This is a genomic window from Thomasclavelia spiroformis DSM 1552, assembly GCF_025149465.1.
In the GTDB taxonomy this organism is placed as follows: Bacteria; Bacillota_I; Bacilli_A; order Erysipelotrichales; family Coprobacillaceae; genus Thomasclavelia; species Thomasclavelia spiroformis.
Genome location: NZ_CP102275.1, coordinates 213,044 through 230,872 on the forward strand (window position 1 = coordinate 213,044; position 17,829 = coordinate 230,872).

9 protein-coding genes are annotated in these 17,829 nt (G+C 30.4%); 4 read left to right on the forward strand and 5 right to left on the reverse strand.

Translation table 11 applies throughout. The annotated features are described in order from the left end of the window. Positions 1–49 precede the first annotated feature (49 nt). The 5 genes from NQ543_RS00905 to NQ543_RS00925 all read right to left on the reverse strand — a co-directional run bounded on the left by NQ543_RS00905 (position 50) and on the right by NQ543_RS00925 (position 4,138). A complete protein-coding gene (locus tag NQ543_RS00905; RefSeq protein WP_004610686.1) occupies positions 50–1,318 on the reverse strand; it encodes a UDP-N-acetylglucosamine 1-carboxyvinyltransferase in 1,269 nt (422 codons plus the stop codon). 268 nt (positions 1,319–1,586) lie between these two features. Continuing rightward, positions 1,587–2,453, reverse strand: a complete 867-nt coding sequence (gene fba, locus NQ543_RS00910) for a class II fructose-1,6-bisphosphate aldolase (protein WP_004610685.1) — start codon at positions 2,451–2,453, stop codon at positions 1,587–1,589. 124 nt (positions 2,454–2,577) lie between these two features. Then, positions 2,578–3,318: a TrmH family RNA methyltransferase gene (locus NQ543_RS00915; protein WP_004610684.1), complete on the reverse strand. Its 741-nt coding sequence runs from the start codon at positions 3,316–3,318 to the stop codon at positions 2,578–2,580. Then, positions 3,308–3,577 carry a hypothetical protein gene (locus NQ543_RS00920; protein ID WP_004610683.1) on the reverse strand — a complete coding sequence of 90 codons (270 nt, stop codon included), beginning with the start codon at positions 3,575–3,577 and terminating at the stop codon, positions 3,308–3,310. Before NQ543_RS00920 ends, NQ543_RS00915 begins: the two co-directional genes overlap by 11 nt. Positions 3,578–3,586: 9 nt before the next feature. After that, positions 3,587–4,138, reverse strand: coding sequence for a GNAT family N-acetyltransferase (locus NQ543_RS00925; protein WP_204243907.1), 552 nt, complete (start codon positions 4,136–4,138; stop codon positions 3,587–3,589). Positions 4,139–4,311: 173 nt separating this feature from the next. On the opposite strand from NQ543_RS00925, the gene NQ543_RS00930 reads away from it, so the two are divergent. From NQ543_RS00930 to NQ543_RS00945, 4 genes are all read left to right on the forward strand, one after another. Then, positions 4,312–5,127 carry a methyltransferase domain-containing protein gene (locus NQ543_RS00930; protein ID WP_004610681.1) on the forward strand — a complete coding sequence of 272 codons (816 nt, stop codon included), beginning with the start codon at positions 4,312–4,314 and terminating at the stop codon, positions 5,125–5,127. Between the two features lie 200 nt (positions 5,128–5,327). Next, on the forward strand, positions 5,328–6,638 hold the full coding sequence (locus NQ543_RS00935) for an IS4 family transposase (protein WP_039904744.1): 1,311 nt from the start codon (positions 5,328–5,330) through the stop codon (positions 6,636–6,638). A gap of 410 nt (positions 6,639–7,048) precedes the next feature. Beyond that, entirely contained in the window at positions 7,049–11,797 is a 4,749-nt protein-coding gene (locus NQ543_RS00940) for a discoidin domain-containing protein (protein ID WP_004610678.1), read from the forward strand. 632 nt (positions 11,798–12,429) lie between these two features. After that, entirely contained in the window at positions 12,430–17,706 is a 5,277-nt protein-coding gene (locus NQ543_RS00945) for an alpha-N-acetylglucosaminidase TIM-barrel domain-containing protein (RefSeq protein WP_039904742.1), read from the forward strand. Positions 17,707–17,829 lie beyond the last annotated feature (123 nt).

Sequence of the window (17,829 nt, forward strand, 5' to 3'; positions counted from 1 at the left end):
GACACTTAACCAAAAGTATCACTATTTTTATAAATATTTACATTAAATACTAATCCTCAACTTGACGACGAGTAATAACTGCTCCTAAAGAAACAAGTTTATGATCAATATTATCATATCCACGATCAATATGATAAACATTACCAATTTCTGTAACTCCTTTTGCCATTAATCCTGCAACGATCAAAGCAGCACCACATCTTAAATCAGTTGCATAAACTCTTGTACCGTGCAATGGAGTTGGCCCATTTACAAAACACATCGCTTCTTCTTGAATAATATTAGCTCCCATTGAATTTAACTGATAACAATGTCCAAAACGTTCTGGATAAATTGTTTCAACAACTTGTGATTCACCTTGACACTGTGTCAATAAAGTAGTTAGAGGTTGTTGTAAATCTGTTGCAAAGCCTGGATATACTTGCGTTCTTATATCAACTGGCTTTAAATTTTCTATTCCGCCATGAACAATTATACTATCACCAACAATATCCATTTTAACACCAATTTCTTTTAATTTAGATGTTACAGCTTCTAAATGTTGAGGAATAACATTTTGCACAATTACTTTTTCACCAGCAGCTGCAGCAATTATCAAAAATGTTCCGGCTTCAATACGATCGGGAATTATTTCGTGATTACAACCATTTAATTTTTCAACACCTTCAATTGTAATAGTATCCGTACCAGCTCCACGAATTTTTGCTCCCATTTTTGTAAGTAAGTTTACTACATCAATTATTTCTGGTTCTTTAGCAGCATTTTCAATTGTTGTTTTACCTTCAGCTTTAACAGCAGCAAGTAAAATATTAATTGTCGCTCCTACTGAAGCAAAATCTAAATATATTTTATTTCCTACTAATCGCTTAGCTTCTATCGTATATGTTCCATCATTACTATAATCAACTTTAGCGCCTAAAGCCTCAAATCCTTTAATATGTAAATCTATAGGACGTGGGCCTAAAAAACAACCACCTGGCATCTTCATCGTAACTTTTTTGCATTTACCTAATAATGCTCCCATAAAATAATAAGAAGCTCTTAATTTATCAACTGCTTCACCTACTAATGGTATATTTTCTAAATTAGTAGGATCAACTACTAATATATCTTCATTTTTTTCAACCTTACAATTTAATTCTTTTAATAACACTCCTAATGCATCAACATCAGAAATATTTGGCACACCATATACAGTTACAGGACTATCTGCTAAGACAATTGCGGGTATAAGTGCAACCGTTGCATTCTTTGCACCACTTATAACTACAGTTCCATTTAATTTATTTCCACCCTCAATAGCAATTACTTCACTCATCTTAGTCCTCCTTCTATTTTTAATCTCTGCTACTACTATATATTAATTTATTGTTAAAAACAACCTAAATTTGTATTTTTAAACAATTAAAATAGTAAAATATTTTTTATAATTTCACATAATTATAGTTATAAAAGTATTACAGGATTTATTAATATCATCACTTTATTAATATATACACTAATTATTTAAATATTTTGTAGAATAAACAAATACTTTATAAAGAAAAAAAGAATCTCTAATCGAGATTCCTTAAATAATAATTTAATTATGCTTTACCAATGCATCCAAAGATTTCCATTTTTTCTTTAACACATTGTTTAATTGCTTCTGCTCCAGGAGCTAATAATTTACGAGGATCGAATCCTTTACCTTCTAAATCTTTTCCAGCTTCAATATATTTTCTTGTAGCTTCTTGGAAATATAATTGACATTCAGTATTTACATTGATTTTAGAAACACCTAAATTAATAGCTTTTTTAATCATTTCTTCAGGAATTCCAGTTCCACCATGTAATACTAAAGGTAATTTTCCAGTTTCTTGTTGAATTGCATCTAATGCATCAAAATCTAAACCTGCCCAATTTTCAGGATATTTACCATGAATATTTCCGATACCTGCTGCTAAGAAGTCAACTCCTAAATCAGCAATCATTCTACATTCTTTTGGATCGGCAACTTCACCTTTACCAATAACACCATCTTCTTCTCCACCGATAGATCCAACTTCAGCTTCAATAGAAACACCTTTTGCATGGCATAATTCAACCATTTCTTTAGTTTTTTCTAAGTTTTCTTCAATTGAATAATGAGACCCATCAAACATGATTGAAGAGAATCCTGCTTCTAATGCAGCTTTAGCTCCATCATAGCTACCATGATCTAAGTGTAAAGCTACTGGTACAGTAATTCCTAAAGAATCAACCATTGCAGCTACCATAGCTGAAACAGTTTTAAATCCAGTCATATATTTAGCAGCACCTTCAGATACTCCTAAAATTACTGGTGCCTTTAATTCTTCTGCAGTTAAAAGAATAGATTTTGTCCATTCTAAGTTATTAATGTTAAATTGACCAACTGCATAATGTCCTTCTTTTGCTTTATTTAACATTTCTGTTGCTGATACTAATCCCATAATATTTCTCCTTTTCTTTTATCACATATATAATACTATTATTTAAATCAAATTTCCATAGTATCATTTAGATTTTTGTCTATTTTCTTTAATTTTACTCATAGTAAGCGATTACTTTGTTTTACTATCTTAAAACTTGCTTTGATTTAAATATATCTTTAGAAAAATGATACAATGTTATCCCCAAAGCCATCGACAAATTTAATGAATCAATTTTATCACTATGCGGGATAAAAATACTTTGTCCATAATTTAAAAACTCATCTGGTAATCCACTGCTTTCATTACCAAAAACCAAAGAATAATTTTTATCATCAGGCTCAATTAAATGAATATTTTTTGCCCCTTTTAACATTAATGGATAAATATCTCTATTAGGATATTTATGTAAATAATCATCAAAAGTATCAAAATATTCAAAATTAATATTAAATATCGCTCCCATTGATGCTCTAACAACCTTAGGATCAAATACATCTACTCCAGGTCTAATAATCGCTAAATCATTATATCCAAACCCAAGCATTGTTCTAATAATTGTTCCCATATTTCCCATATCACCTGGATTTACTAATACAACATGATTAGTATTTTTTAATTCCATACTGTATTTTTTAATAATCGCAATCGCAAAACAATTATCTTTTTTAGATAACTTATTAATAGTATTATCACTTTCAATCAAATCAATCTTATTTCTTTTACATAAATCATCAATAATACCAATACCTTTATTTTTATAAGAATTACTTTTAATATATACTCTTAATACTAAATCAGGCTTATTTTTTAATAACTCAATGGTTTCAAACACCCCTAAAGTATAAGTATATTCAAAACTTTTATGATATGCTTTAATCTTCATAATTCAATCCCTTTAACAAATCAATCTGTTTCTTTAAATCTTGCTTTAACATTTCAAAATGTTGACGATCATAATCAACACCTTGATCAATCAATTCCAATAACTCATCATATTTATGATAAGCTAGTTCAAATTGTGAAATTTGGATTTCAAAATCCATTTCTCGTTGCCCACTTGCAACAATTTCATTAATCTCTTTGTATTTTGCTTTAAATAACTCATCTAAATCAACTTGTTTCTTCTTTCTAAAAAAAACCATCTTTACCTCCTAATTAAAATAATCTAATAATGAAAAAGGGATAACTTTAGGTGGATTTAAAGTATGTTCTCCAACTATTTTTTCCATCCATATCATATCATACCACTTATCAAACTTATAACCACATTGATGAAAATAAGCAACTTCTAAATAACCCATTTTCTTATGAAAAATAACACTTCCCTCATCAGGAATAGCAATACAAGCATTCATATTTAAAATATTTTGTAACTTAGTTATCTTTTCTAATTCATCATACAACAATTTACCAATTCCTAAGCCACGATAGTTCATATCAATATAAATAGATGTTTCAACAGCCCAATCATATGCTGCTCGATTTTTAAATGCTGAGGTATAAGCATACCCTACAATTAAATCATCTTTTTTAGCCACTAGATACGGATATTTAATTAGCGTATTTTCAATTCTTTGTTCAAACTCTTCTACTGTAGGAATAGTATATTCAAATGTAATTGCAGTATTTAAAATGTAAGGTGTATAAATGTCAAGTAGTCTTCTGGCATCTTCTTTTTTAGCCGGTTCTATCTTTATCTCCATAAACATCTCCTTATCCGCCTTAAAATTACATATCATAAATAAAAAACTAATTTTATATTAATATTATCTCTTTCAAGATAATATTATACCATATTTTATATTAATATTATCTCTTTCAAGATAATATTATACCATATTTTATATTTATGTTATAATAGCTTCGAGGTGAAATTATGCATAAATTAGCATGTCCAAAATGTCATAAACCAATCGTACAAGTAAATAATTCATATAAATGTGAAAATAATCATTGTTATGATATTGCTAAAAGTAAATATCTAAATTTACTTTTAAATCCTGATAAAGCAACAAATAACCCAGGTGATAGTAAAGAAAGTCTTATTGCAAGAAAAGCATATCTAACAAAAGGTTATTATGATATCATCCTAGAAAATGTAATTAATTGTATTAAAAAATATCGTAATAATAACTCTTTAGATATTCTAGATTTAGGTTGTGGTGAAGGATATTATACAAAAAGTTTAAAAGAAGCATTTAAGAAAGATAATATTTATGGCTTAGATATTTCAAAAGAAGCAATAAATATGGCAACTAAATATACAAAAGAAGTATATTGGTTAGTTGGTAATAGTAAAAATTTACCAATCATTGATCATTCTTTAGATTTTATTACTGCATTATTTACCGTAGTTAATCTTGATGAATTAAAAAGAACATTAAAACCTGGTGGCTATGTAATCCACGTTACTGCTAATCCTAATCATTTAATTGAAATCAAGCATTTAATTTATGATGAAATTAAAGTTAAGAGTGATAAATATATTAGACTAGATTTAGAAAAAGTGGAAAGTTATGATCTTGTACAACAAATAAAAATCGATAATCGTGAAGATGCTTTAAATCTTCTTAAAATGACACCACATTATTACCATATCAAAAAAGAAAAACGTCATGTTTTAGAAACATTACAAAATTTAAATGTTACAATTGATGTTAAATTCACTATTTATCGTACAGAAAAAAGCTAATTAAATTCAATGTCATTAAGTTAAGGTTTTAATGGCATTCGAGGGTTATATTGCAAATATACCCTCTCTTTTTTATGAGATTTTTTATCATTTTTAAAAAAGAAAAGTATTGACATTACAATGATAGTGTGCGGCCTATTATCAATTTTCTATTGATAATAGGCCTATTGTTTATAGGTATATGTTGGAGGTACTTGAACATGAATAACTATAAACATCTTAAAAACGTTCTTTTTCACAATATCAAAAATCTTTTTGATGTCTGCTCTATCTTCTGTGTCAATCCTGATACTGATTTCACCAGAAACAGAAAGCTTGACTTTGAAACAACCATGAAGATTGTCCTTTGTATGGGTGCTTCTCCTATCAAGGATGAGCTTCTTAAATTCAATGACTTTTCTATTGCTACACCTTCTGCTTCTGCCTTTGTTCAGGCCAGAAGCAAGATTAAGCCTGAAGCATTCAGGACTTTGTTTGATGGCTTCAACAAAAAGACATTCAAGAAAAAGTTATATCATGGCTATAGGCTATTGGCCATCGATGGCAGTGAACTGCCTATTGATAATACCATCTTTGATGATGAAACAACGGTATTAAGACATGGCACTCTTGCAAAGCCTTTTTCTGCCTATCACTTAAATGCGAGTTATGATCTGATGGAACGTACCTATGATGACATTATCATACAGGGCGAAGCTAAAAGGGATGAACATGGTGCCTTCTGTCAGCTTGTTGACAGATATGATGGTCAAAAGGCCATCTTCATTGCCGATAGAGGCTATGAATCCTACAATGGTTTTGAACATGTTGTACACTCAGGACATAAATATTTGATTCGTGTCAGGGATATCGAATCTCAATCAAGTATCACAAAATCACTTGGTCCATTTCCTGATGGTGAATTTGATGTTGATGTGTCTAGAATGCTGACCTTGAAACAAACAAAAATGACGAAAGCTTGTCCTGATATATATAAATTTGTCCCTAAGAATATGAGATTTGATTTTATGAACAAGCAAAATCCTTGGTATGAGTTCAACTGCAGAGTCGTGAGATTCAAAATTACCGAAAACACCTATGAAACTGTCATTACCAATCTGAGCAGAGAGGAATTCTTAATGGAAGAAATCAGTGAAATATACGATATGAGATGGGGAGAGGAAACTTCATTTCGAGAACTCAAGTATGCCATTGGACTCAATGCACTGCATGCCAAAAAAAGAGAACTGATACAGCAGGAAATCTATGCACGTATGCTTATGTATAATTTTTGTCAAAGGATTGTTCAGGAAATAAAAATCCCTAAAAAGGACAAGATTAAATATACATATCAGGTTAATTTCACAAGATCTGTACATATCATCAGAGAGTTTTTAAGAAAAAAAGGTGGAAAGAATCCACCTGTAGAGCATCTGATAGCTAAAGAGATCCTGCCGATCCGCCCTGGCAGAAAATACAAGCGACATGTCAGGCCAAAGACTGTCGTATACTTTAACTATAGATATAACTAACATAGTTTATTATATACCTTGACAGATGTAGTTTCAAGACTACACTTTTTTAGCTTGAATAAATATTAAAAACCAGGAAAAATATATTTTCATATAATTCCTGGTTAAATATTGTCATCTTAACTTAATGATATTGGATTACGAAATCTCTTTTTATGTTTATTGAAATGAATTTAAAAGTTGATAGATGAAGAAATTGAAGCTTAAAAAGTTATGGGATTTGTTTTATTGGTAGATAATAATGTTTTTAAAAATGATTTTAAAGATTATATATATAATAATTTATTTATGTTTATTTTGTGTAAAAATAAAGTACACTTATTGCTAGATTATGTTATTTATGTAATAATATCCATACTGATAGCTTTGATAACGCTATCAATTCGAAAGGAAGGAAAAGGATATAGATTATGAAGGACGTAAAAATTAAAGTAGCCAATGCCTTACTAGTTGGAGGAATGGTATTAAGTACTGTTTCACCACAACTATTAGGGGTTCAGGCTCGAAATGATGCAGCTGCGTTACTTGATACTGAACCGGGAACAACTGATTTAGTTAACCTTGCTAAGGGTAAAACAGCAACTGCTAGTGAAGAAGAGTCGGGAACAGAATTTAAAGCTACTAAAGCGGTTGATGGAATTGTCAATCGTGATGCAGAAAATAAAGCAGATCAATCTCGTTGGGGAACTAGTCAACTTAATGGGACTGAAGAAGCTTGGTTGAAAGTTGATTTAGGTGAAACTAAAACTTTCCAATCATTTGTAATTGCATGGGAAAGACAAAATATTACCGAATATCAAATTCAAACATCAAATACTGGTGATGGTGATTGGGAAACAGTTTACACTAAAGATGGTAATGGAGAAATTTCTGATGTAGTAGAAACAATCCATTTAGATGAAGCTGTAACTGCTCAATATGTACGTTTACTAGTTACTGGATACAATGGTAAATATGTTGACGGCAATCCAGATGCTGATTGGAAATCAGTTTCAGTATATGAATTCCAAGTATATGAAAATGATATTCCAGATGATTTATTGCCAGATGAAAACTACAATCGTGAAGGAAAAGCAACAGCTAGTAATTCTGAAAGTGGAACATCATTTACACCAGATAAAGCTATTGATGGAAATACTAAAGATAAAGCTTCACGTTGGGCAACTGATACTAATTCTAGTAATTTAGCTCGAACATTGACAATTGAGTTACCAGTAAGTCAACGAGTAAGGTCTTTCAAGATTTTTTGGGAAAGAGCAAATATTGAACAATATACGATTTCAGTATCTAATGATGGCACAAGTTATGAAGATGTCTATACAAGTAGTGAAGCTGTAAGTGAAACTGAAGAAGTTATTACTTTAGATAAAGCTGTATGGGCAAAATATGTTAAGTTAAATGTTACTAAATATAATGGTGGTAACAATAATTGGCCAAATGTTTCATTGTATGAATTTGAAGCATATGCAAATGTGCCAAAAGTTGAAAGTCCAGATATTGAACCTGATGATACAGCAAAAGAAGCTGCTGCTAAGTTAAAAACAGCACCTACTTTTAATGAAGATCAAACAGCTTTAGTTTTACCAGAAGTTCCAGAAGGATTTAAGGTTGAATTTTTAGCTGATTTAGAACAAATCGTTGCAAAAGATGGTAAGATTTATCAACCATTAACAGATACAGCAATAAAAGGAATTTATAAAATTACAAAAGGTGAAGAAACTGCTGAATCTACAACAGAATTAGCGCTTACAATTCCAGGTATTCATGAAACAGCTGGAGAAAATACAAAACCAACTGTAATTCCTGAACTAGCTGAATGGCATGGAGAATCTGGTGACTTTAAAGTAAAAGCAAGTACACGTTTAGTAATTGATGCTAGTGCTAAAGATATTGCTACTAAAGCCGCACAAGCTTTCCAAGCTGATTATAAAGAAGCTAGCGGTAAAGAATTAGAGATTGTAACTGATGAAACAGCTAAACCAGGAGATATCTTCTTTACAAAAGATACTACTAATAATTTAGGTAAAGAAGGATATATCATGGATATCGATGATATCGTAACAATTAAGGCAGAGCAATCAACTGGGGCGTATTGGTCAACTAGATCGATGTTACAAATTTTAAAACTAGAAGATGATACAATGCCAAAAGGTTTAACTCGTGATTATCCTAAATATTCAGTACGTAGTTTCAGTTTGGATGTAGCTCGTAAACCAGTTTCAATGGAAACATTAAATTCTATCGCTAAAGAAATGGCATATTATAAAATGAATGATTTCCAAGTGCATTTAAATGACAATTTAATTTTCTATGAAGATTATGGTTCAGTTGAAACTGCGATGGAAAAAGCATATACAGGATTCCGTCTAGAATCTGATATTAAAAAAGGACAAGTAATTGAAGGCGATTCTAAAGGTGTTGCTAATGCTGCTGATTTGACTTCAACAGACTTATCTTATTCTAAGAAAGAATTTAGAGAATTTATTTTAGACAGTCGAGAAATGGGTGTTAATATTGTTCCTGAATTTGATGCTCCAGGACATTCTGGTGCTTTCATGGATGTTCGTCCAGATTTACATTTAAAGAAAACAGTTGAAGGAAATGCTGCAAGAGCAGGGGAACAATTTGACTTATCTGATGAACATTATGCTGATAGTTCTAACTTTGTTAAAAAGTTATGGGATGAATATTTGACAGAAGATATGTTTGATTCAAGCATGGTAGTTCATGTTGGTACTGATGAATACTATGGTGATGCAGAAGCATTCCGTAAGTTCTCTGATGATATTATTGAACATGTTCAAGAAACTAATCCAACTGTACGTATGTGGGGAAGTTTATCACATAAAAATGGAAGTACACCAGTTCGTAGTAAAAATGTACAAATGAATTGCTGGTATAATCCGTATGCACAGCCTAAAGATATGTATGAACAAGGATATCAATTAATTAATACAGTTGATGGTGATTTATACATGGTACCTGCTGCAGGATATTATGGAGATTACTTAAATACACAAAGATTATTTAATAATTGGCAAGTTAATAGTATTGGTGGTGTAGAAATTTCTGCAGCATCTGAACAAATGTTAGGAAGTACATTTGCGATTTGGAACGATAGTATTGATACTCGTGCTAATGGTATTAGCGAAGTAGATATTTATGATCGTTTTATTCAAGCAGTGCCAACTCTTGCTTCTAAAAACTGGGGTGACGCTAAAGAAACAACTTATGCTGAATTAACTGAAACAGTTGAACAATTAGGTGATGCACCAGGTCATAATCCATATCATAAAGCATCTGCTAAAGATGGAAAATATATGGAATATAAATTTGAAGCTAATGACACTAAAGGTGATGCATCAGAAAATAATCGTGATTTATTAACAGATGTTAATGCTAAATTTGAAAAAGGTGCTTTAACATTAAGCGGTGATGAAAGCTATGTGACAACACCAATTGAAAAATTAGCAACAGGAAATACATTAGAATTTGATATTACATTAAATCAAGAAGCAAAACCAGGAGAAATTTTATTTGAAGCAGATGCACCAGGTAATGAACGTTATGTGCATGATATTCGCATCTTGGATGATGGTACTTTAGGATATAAACGTGAATTATATGATTTCTCATTTGGATATAAATTACCAGTTGGCCAAAAAGTTCATTTAGCTATTAGTACTGATGGTATTCGTACTTACTTATTTGTTAACGGTGAAAAATATAATGCTGTTGGTAAATATGTGGATGAAACTGGTGAAGTAAAACAAGAAAATATTAAACCAGGTTTAAGTCTAGGAAATAATAATGGTGGTTATGGTGTTGGAACATTATTATTACCAATTCAAAGAATCGGTTCAACAAGCAATGCAATCGATGCAACAATCGATAATGTAGTTGTTAGTGAAGGAGTTCAAAAAGATACTACAATACTTGATGGTAAAACTTTCACTGTAACTACAAATAATGAACAATCAGATATGGGTACAGAAGGACCTATTAGTTATGCATTTGATGGTAATTTATCAACAATTTGGCATACATCTTATAGCCCATACAAAAACTTACCAGCAGAAGTTATTGTTGATATGAATAAAACATATGATATCAATAAATTAACATATATACCTCGTTCAAGTGGAACAAATGGTAACATTACTAAATATTCATTATATTATCAAGTAGAAAATAGTGATGAATGGGTTCCAATTATTGAAGAAGGAACTTGGGATGGTAATGGTGAAGAAAAGATAATTAAATTTGACCAGGTAACAGCTAGAAAATTAAAATTTATTGCACTTGATGGTGTAACAAATAATCCAGGTAAACCATTTGCTGCTGCTGCTGAATTCTATGTTCATCAAGTAGTATCTGATCAACCAGATGTTGAAGCAGATAAAGAATTGTTATCAATTGCAATTGCAGCTGCAAAAGAAATAACTCAAGAGCATTTAGATACTGTGATTCCTGTAGTAGCAAAAGAATTTAAAGAAGCGCTTGCTAATGCTGAAGCAGTTTATGCTGATGATAAAGCAACACAAGAAGAAGTTAACAATGTATTTGATAGATTGGCTAATGCAATGCATATGTTAGACTTTATTAAAGGTGATAAAGCGTCATTAAAAACATTTATTGATAAAGTAAGTGGTTTAGAAAGTAGCAAGTATACAGAAGATACATGGACACCATTTAATGATGCATTAACAGCAGCAACTAACGTATATAACGATGAAAATGCAATGCAAGAAGAAATAAATACAGTATATACTGAGTTAGTAAAAGCATTTGTAAACTTAAGATTAATCCCTAATAAAGACTTATTAGAAGATTTAATCAATCAAGCAAATGGATTAAACGTAGCAAACTATACAAAAGCATCATTTGATGGATTAACAAAAGCATTAAATGAAGCAAAAGCGGTATTTGATGATCCAAATGCAACTCAAGAACAAGTAAATAGTGCAAAAGATGTTTTAGCCAAAGCAATGGCTGGATTACAAACAGTAACAACTGATAACACAGTAAGTACACCTGTAAGTAATGGCGATACAACAGTAAGTGTAAAAACAGGTGATGATGCACTAGTAGGAACATTAGCAGGACTAGCATTATTAAGTATTGCAGGAGCTAAAGTTCTTAGAAAAAAAGAAGATTAATAATTAACTAGAGATTTCTAAAACTACTGCTTATAGTAGTTATGAAATCTCTTTTTATTTAAATATATGTAGTGTATAATTTTACTAATCATTGTAAAATTTTACTATTTGTTTAGTGATATAATATGTGTAGATAGAAGGAGTAATGAAAAATATATTTGTTTTAAGCTCATTTTATTAGAATTGAATATATTGTTGTTTTTAATAATTTGCTTTAAATAGGTTTAGTTATTCATGTTAAAAGGTTGAGTATTAAAAGTGATAAAATATTGATAATTTCATTTTTTTTCAAATTTAATAGATTAGATTTAGTATTTTTTGTAAGAGTTAAATGATATAATAATTATATGATCTACGCTTATAATCAAGTGATTTTGATATTTTTAATTTAAATGAAAAGGGGGAATTATTGAAAATAGGAGTTAGGATAAATATAAAAATTATTGGGGAATGTAGTTTGTAATGAGTTATATTTATATGGGTTTAAAAATTAATGGAGGTAAACGTTATAAAATCACTTGTTTTATAAAATATTAATGGGGAAGAAGTGTTATAAAGCGATGATAAACGTGAACAAATTAATTAAAAAGACCTTGAGTTTTATTGTTTGTATATGTTGTATGGTGAGTTTATTGTCACAATCTATTGTAGTAGGCGATGCCTTGAATTTAGATGATGAGATGAATATTGCTGGTGATGGTGATGCTTATGCACAATCAACAATTGCAACAGTTGGTGATGTTACATTTTTAAATGATGGAAATTATCAAACTGTTTGGTCAGCACAAACATCTATGGCATATGCAGGGATTAAGTTACATAATAAATATAGTATTGATAAGGTTAGAGTTGTTTTTAAAAATTATGATGAAAGTTATGAAAATCAATTAAGTTTTAAATTTTCATATTATGATAGTATTACTAATCAATTTGTAGATTTGTATAGTGGAACAAATTATGATGAAAATAATGATACAACAACTGTTGGTCATAAATACTATAGTGAATATGTATTACCAGAAGCAATTGTTACTAATGAAATTAAAGTGACAATTACTAGTAATAATAGTCAAGATATGGCAATTATTGCAGAAATAGAAGCATTTGGACAAGAATATGATGAATCTTTAAGTCCAACTAATTTAGCACTTAGAAAAAAAATCACTGCATCAAATACCGATTATGAAAGAAATCCTGAAAGAATTGTTGATGGAAATAAAGGAAACTATTGGGATGGTGGAAAATACGGTGATAATGGTCAATATTTTATAATTGATCTAGGTGAAGAGTGTGTTATTGAAGAAATGAAAGCAACACCTGTTTTAGAAAAGAATCGTTACTATTTGTATTATATTGAAGTAAGTTTAGATGGTAAAAATTGGCAAAAAGTTGCTGATCGTAACGAAACTTATGGAACGGTTGATGCTTTTGAAGATGAAACATATACTTTTGATTCTCTAAATACTAGGTATATTAAAGTTACTATGACTTACAATAATGCCAATCAATCAGTACATATGGCTGAATTTGAAGTTTGGGGTTTTGTGGCTAGTGATGATGAAAATGTTGCTTTGCATAAAAACGTTTCAGCTACTAATTCAGATAATGGAACAGTACCTGATGTAATTACTGATGGTTCAACTACAGGAGAATTCTGGGATGGTGGTGCGGCATCTGAAGAATCGCCACAAAGTTTTATTATTGATTTAGGCAGTGGTTATTTTATAAATAAAATGAAAGCTTATCCATATGTCGATGGAATTAGATATTATGAATATAATATTGAAGTGAGTTTGGATGGGGCAAAATGGCAAGAAGTAGCTAAAAGAACTGCTGAAGATGGTTTAGCATATGCTGGTGAAACATTTGTTTTAGATCAGCCTGTCAATGCACGTTTTGTTCGAGTTAATATGACATATAATTCTAAAGTTATTGTTGAACCAACGAATAAAAGTGTGCATATGTATGAATTTGAAGTTTATGGAAAAATTGATCCTGATTATCAAGCACCAATTGGTGATCCTAGTGATCCTGAAAATATTGCTTTTTCAAAACCAGTAACAAGTCATTTAAATACGAAAGCAATTAATAATATTAATGACGGTTTTGATGTTACTTATTGTACAGGTGCATTTGCACCAGCTTATTTTGATATTGATTTATTAGAAAATTATGATTTATCAGAAATAATTATCAAAGTACCAGTAAAAGAAGGACGCTATTATTATTTTAGTATTTATGGCAGTGTTGATGGTTCTAATTATGATCGTCTTTATAAAGAACGTAGCAAAGATACAGCTGATAATGATGGATATAAGATTGATTTAACGAACTTAGAGAATTCAACTTATCGAATTGTACGTGTTTATTTAGAATATGTTAGTGATACGAGTACTTCGTTGTTATCTGAAGTAAGAATTCATGGGAAGGCTACAAATGAAAATAAAGAAGTACTAAGAACAGGAACAATTGATGAAATCTTAGGTATAGAACCATATGATAAAACAAGTTATGCTACAGAAATTACTGAAGCAGAAACAATAGAAAATGTATATGGCATTATTGATCGTAATTTAGGTGAAAAATATCGTGATTGGTTTACTTTTAAATTAGCAAAAAATCCTAAACAAGAATACGCTGAGTATGATTATTATACTGTTAGTAATGCAAATGATAAAATTTTAATTACAGGAAATGATGGTATCTCATTAGCAACAGGTTTAAATTATTATTTAAAAAATTATTGTAAAGTTAATATTTCTGAGCAAGCTAATCAAACAAAGATGCCAGATAAACTTATTAAGGTAGACAAGACAATTTATCAATATACACCTTATGAAATTAGATATGGTTTTAATTATTGTACTCTTAATTATACTTTTTCATATGCTGATGCAAAGATGTTTCAAAAAGAGTATGATTGGTTAGCGTTAAATGGAGTTAATGTAGTTTTAGATTTAGCAGGACAAGAAGCTGTTTGGATTAAATTTTTAATGAATTTTGGTTATGATTTTGATAGTGCTAAAGATTGGCTTGCGGGACCAACGTATTATGCATGGCAATTTATGGATAATATGGAAGTAATTGGTGGACCGGTATCTGATGAATGGGTAAAGGGACGCTTGGAAATGGCACGTGAAAATCAAAGGTGGAAAAATTCTTTAGGAATGCAGACAGTGCTTCAAGGTTATGCAGGAATGGTACCAAACAATTTTACTGATTATCAAGATGTTGAAATTTTGGAACAAGGAAATTGGTGTGGTGTACCACGTCCAGATATGATTAGAACAGATGGTGAGCTTTATGATCAATATGCAAAATTATTTTATGAAGCACAAGAATGGGCATTTGGTAAGACAAGTAATTATTATGCTGTTGACCCATTCCATGAAGGTGGAAAAAGACCATCTGATTTAACTGATGATGTTATTTCTAGAGAAGTATTAAATTCACTTTTGGAATATGATCAAGAAGCTGTTTGGATGGTTCAGGCTTGGTGGAGTAATCCAACTAATGATTTGTTAAAAGGAATGGGTGATGATCGCGAAGATCATGTAATTATTTTGGATTTAAATGGATTAAATGATGCCTATGATTCATATTGGGATAAAACTGAATATAATGGTACAGTATTAGAAAGTGATGAGTTTAATTCAACTAGTTGGGTATGGTGTATGCTTGAAAATTATGGTGGTAATCCATCAATGGATGGAAGACCAAAAGAAATTATTAATCGAATTAATAAAGCATCTACTCAAGCTGAACATATGAAAGGAATTGGATTTATTTCAGAGGCAACTTATGATAATCCGATGATATATGAATTGCTTTTAGATATGGCATGGCAACAAGATACTATTGATTTAGATGATTGGCTAGATGAATATGTATTGAGGCGTTATGGAGATTATTCTGAAAGCGCAGGAGAAGCTTGGGATATTTTATTGAAGACTGTTTATAGTCGAAGTGGTAAAACAACTGATGTTATTGCAAGAAGCGATCCTAGTTTAGTGCAATATGGTTTACCATACACTGCTAGTGAATTAGAAGAAGCATTGGAATTATTGTATAAAGATTATGATAAATTATCTGCAAGTGAAGCATATCGTTATGATTTGACTGAAATCATGCGACAAGTAGTAAATAATTATGCTGTTGTAAGATTAGGTGATTTAAAGACGGCATATGATGCTAAAGAAATAGATAATTTTAAATCATTAAAAGAACAATATTTAAATGCAATTGATCTTTTAAATGAAGTATGTGGAACACAACAAGATTTATTGATTGGTGAATGGGTAGGCCGTGCTGTTGATTGGGCAAAAGATACTAATAGTGACGATTTTGCCTATGATTCAATGATTATAAATGCTAAAACATTAATTACTGTATGGGCTCCTTCAACAACTTTAGGTACTTATGCTTATCGTAATTATGAAGGAATGATTAATGATATTTATAAAGTTATATGGCAAGCATATTTGGATCAAAGTGAAGAAATATTAGAATTTGGTAGTGCTAAAACTAATTTAGTTAATTATCATGATTTATGTATGGATTGGATCTATGCTGATTGGGATTTACAAAATTATCAAAGATATGCTGATAATTTACCTGAAAATGTAAAAACAGTTGTAGAAAGAGTAATTAATGAATGTTCTACTTATGTAGAAGTACCAGAAAATGTTGGTAACATTGCATTAGAAAAAGATGTTTTTGCTAATCAAGAACGTCCTGATAGCCCTGGAGCTCCAGGTGGTGGTTATGCAACAAATGTAAATGATGGAATAGTTGATACATATTGGGATGGTATTGCTTGGAATGGTGAAGTTACACCATATATCATCATTGATTTAGGAAAAGATTATTTAATTGACCGTATGAATGTTGTTAATTATTATGATGGTAAACGTTATTATGATTATGATCTATATGTAAGTAAAGATAATGAAACATGGCAAAAAGTAGCGAATCGTAAAGAAACATATGGAGAAGCACCATCATTAGTTACTGGTGATACATATGAATTTAGTGCTGATCAAATAACTGCGCGTTATATTAAATTGGTAGGGTTGTATAATTCAGCTAATGAAGGTTTCCATGTAAAAGAATTACGTGCCTATGGTAATGAAATAACAGATAAAACAGCATTAAAGATTGCACTTGATTTAGCTAATGCAATTACTGATGAAGATTTAGAAAATGTAGTAAAAGCAGTAGCTGATGAATTTAAAGCTGCTAGAGATGAAGCTAATGCAGTTTATAACAATGCTAGTGCAACTCAAGAAGAAATAAATAATGCATTTGATCGACTTGCAAGTGCAATGCATATGTTAGACTTTGTAAAAGGTGACAAAACAGCATTAAAAGCATTTATTGATAAAGTTAGTGGACTAGAAGCTGATAAATATACAGAAGCTACATGGACGCCATTCAATGATGCATTAGTAACAGCAAATAATGTATATAATGACGAAAATGCAATGCAAGAAGAAGTAGATGCAACTTACAAAGAGTTAGTAACAGCATTCTTGAATTTAAGATTAATTCCAGATAAGAGCTTATTAGAAGATTTAATTAACAAAGCAGAAGGATTAAATTTAGCTAGCTATAGTAAAGCAACAGTTCAAGTTGTAAATGATGCTTTAGCAAATGCTAAAAACGTATTAACAAATAAAAATGCAACTCAAAAAGAAGTAGACAATGCTAAAGCTACATTAGAAAAAGCGATCAATAGCTTAGAAACTAATGTAAATACACCAGCAGATAACACAGTAAGTGCACCAGTAAATAATGGTGATACAACAGTAAGTGTTAAAACAGGTGATGAAAGCTCTGTAGGAATGTTTGTGACAATTGCATTATTGAGTGTAGCTGGATATATAGTATTAACAAGAAAGAAAGATTAATAAATAATAAGAGATTTCAAAAAAACTATTGTATGTACAATAGAACATGAAATCTCTTTTAAATTAAATTTAAATTTACTAAATGCATCAAATATATTATAAAGGTACTCAAAAGAGTACCTG

Coding starts and splice junctions, on each gene's coding strand:
- fba (WP_004610685.1), bottom strand. CDS start 2,453: ATGGGATTAGTATCAGCAACAGAAATGTTAAATAAAGCAAAAGAAGGA.
- NQ543_RS00940 (WP_004610678.1), top strand. CDS start 7,049: ATGAAGGACGTAAAAATTAAAGTAGCCAATGCCTTACTAGTTGGAGGA.
- NQ543_RS00925 (WP_204243907.1), bottom strand. CDS start 4,138: ATGGAGATAAAGATAGAACCGGCTAAAAAAGAAGATGCCAGAAGACTA.
- NQ543_RS00920 (WP_004610683.1), bottom strand. CDS start 3,577: ATGGTTTTTTTTAGAAAGAAGAAACAAGTTGATTTAGATGAGTTATTT.
- NQ543_RS00935 (WP_039904744.1), top strand. CDS start 5,328: ATGAATAACTATAAACATCTTAAAAACGTTCTTTTTCACAATATCAAA.
- NQ543_RS00915 (WP_004610684.1), bottom strand. CDS start 3,318: ATGAAGATTAAAGCATATCATAAAAGTTTTGAATATACTTATACTTTA.
- NQ543_RS00905 (WP_004610686.1), bottom strand. CDS start 1,318: ATGAGTGAAGTAATTGCTATTGAGGGTGGAAATAAATTAAATGGAACT.
- NQ543_RS00930 (WP_004610681.1), top strand. CDS start 4,312: ATGCATAAATTAGCATGTCCAAAATGTCATAAACCAATCGTACAAGTA.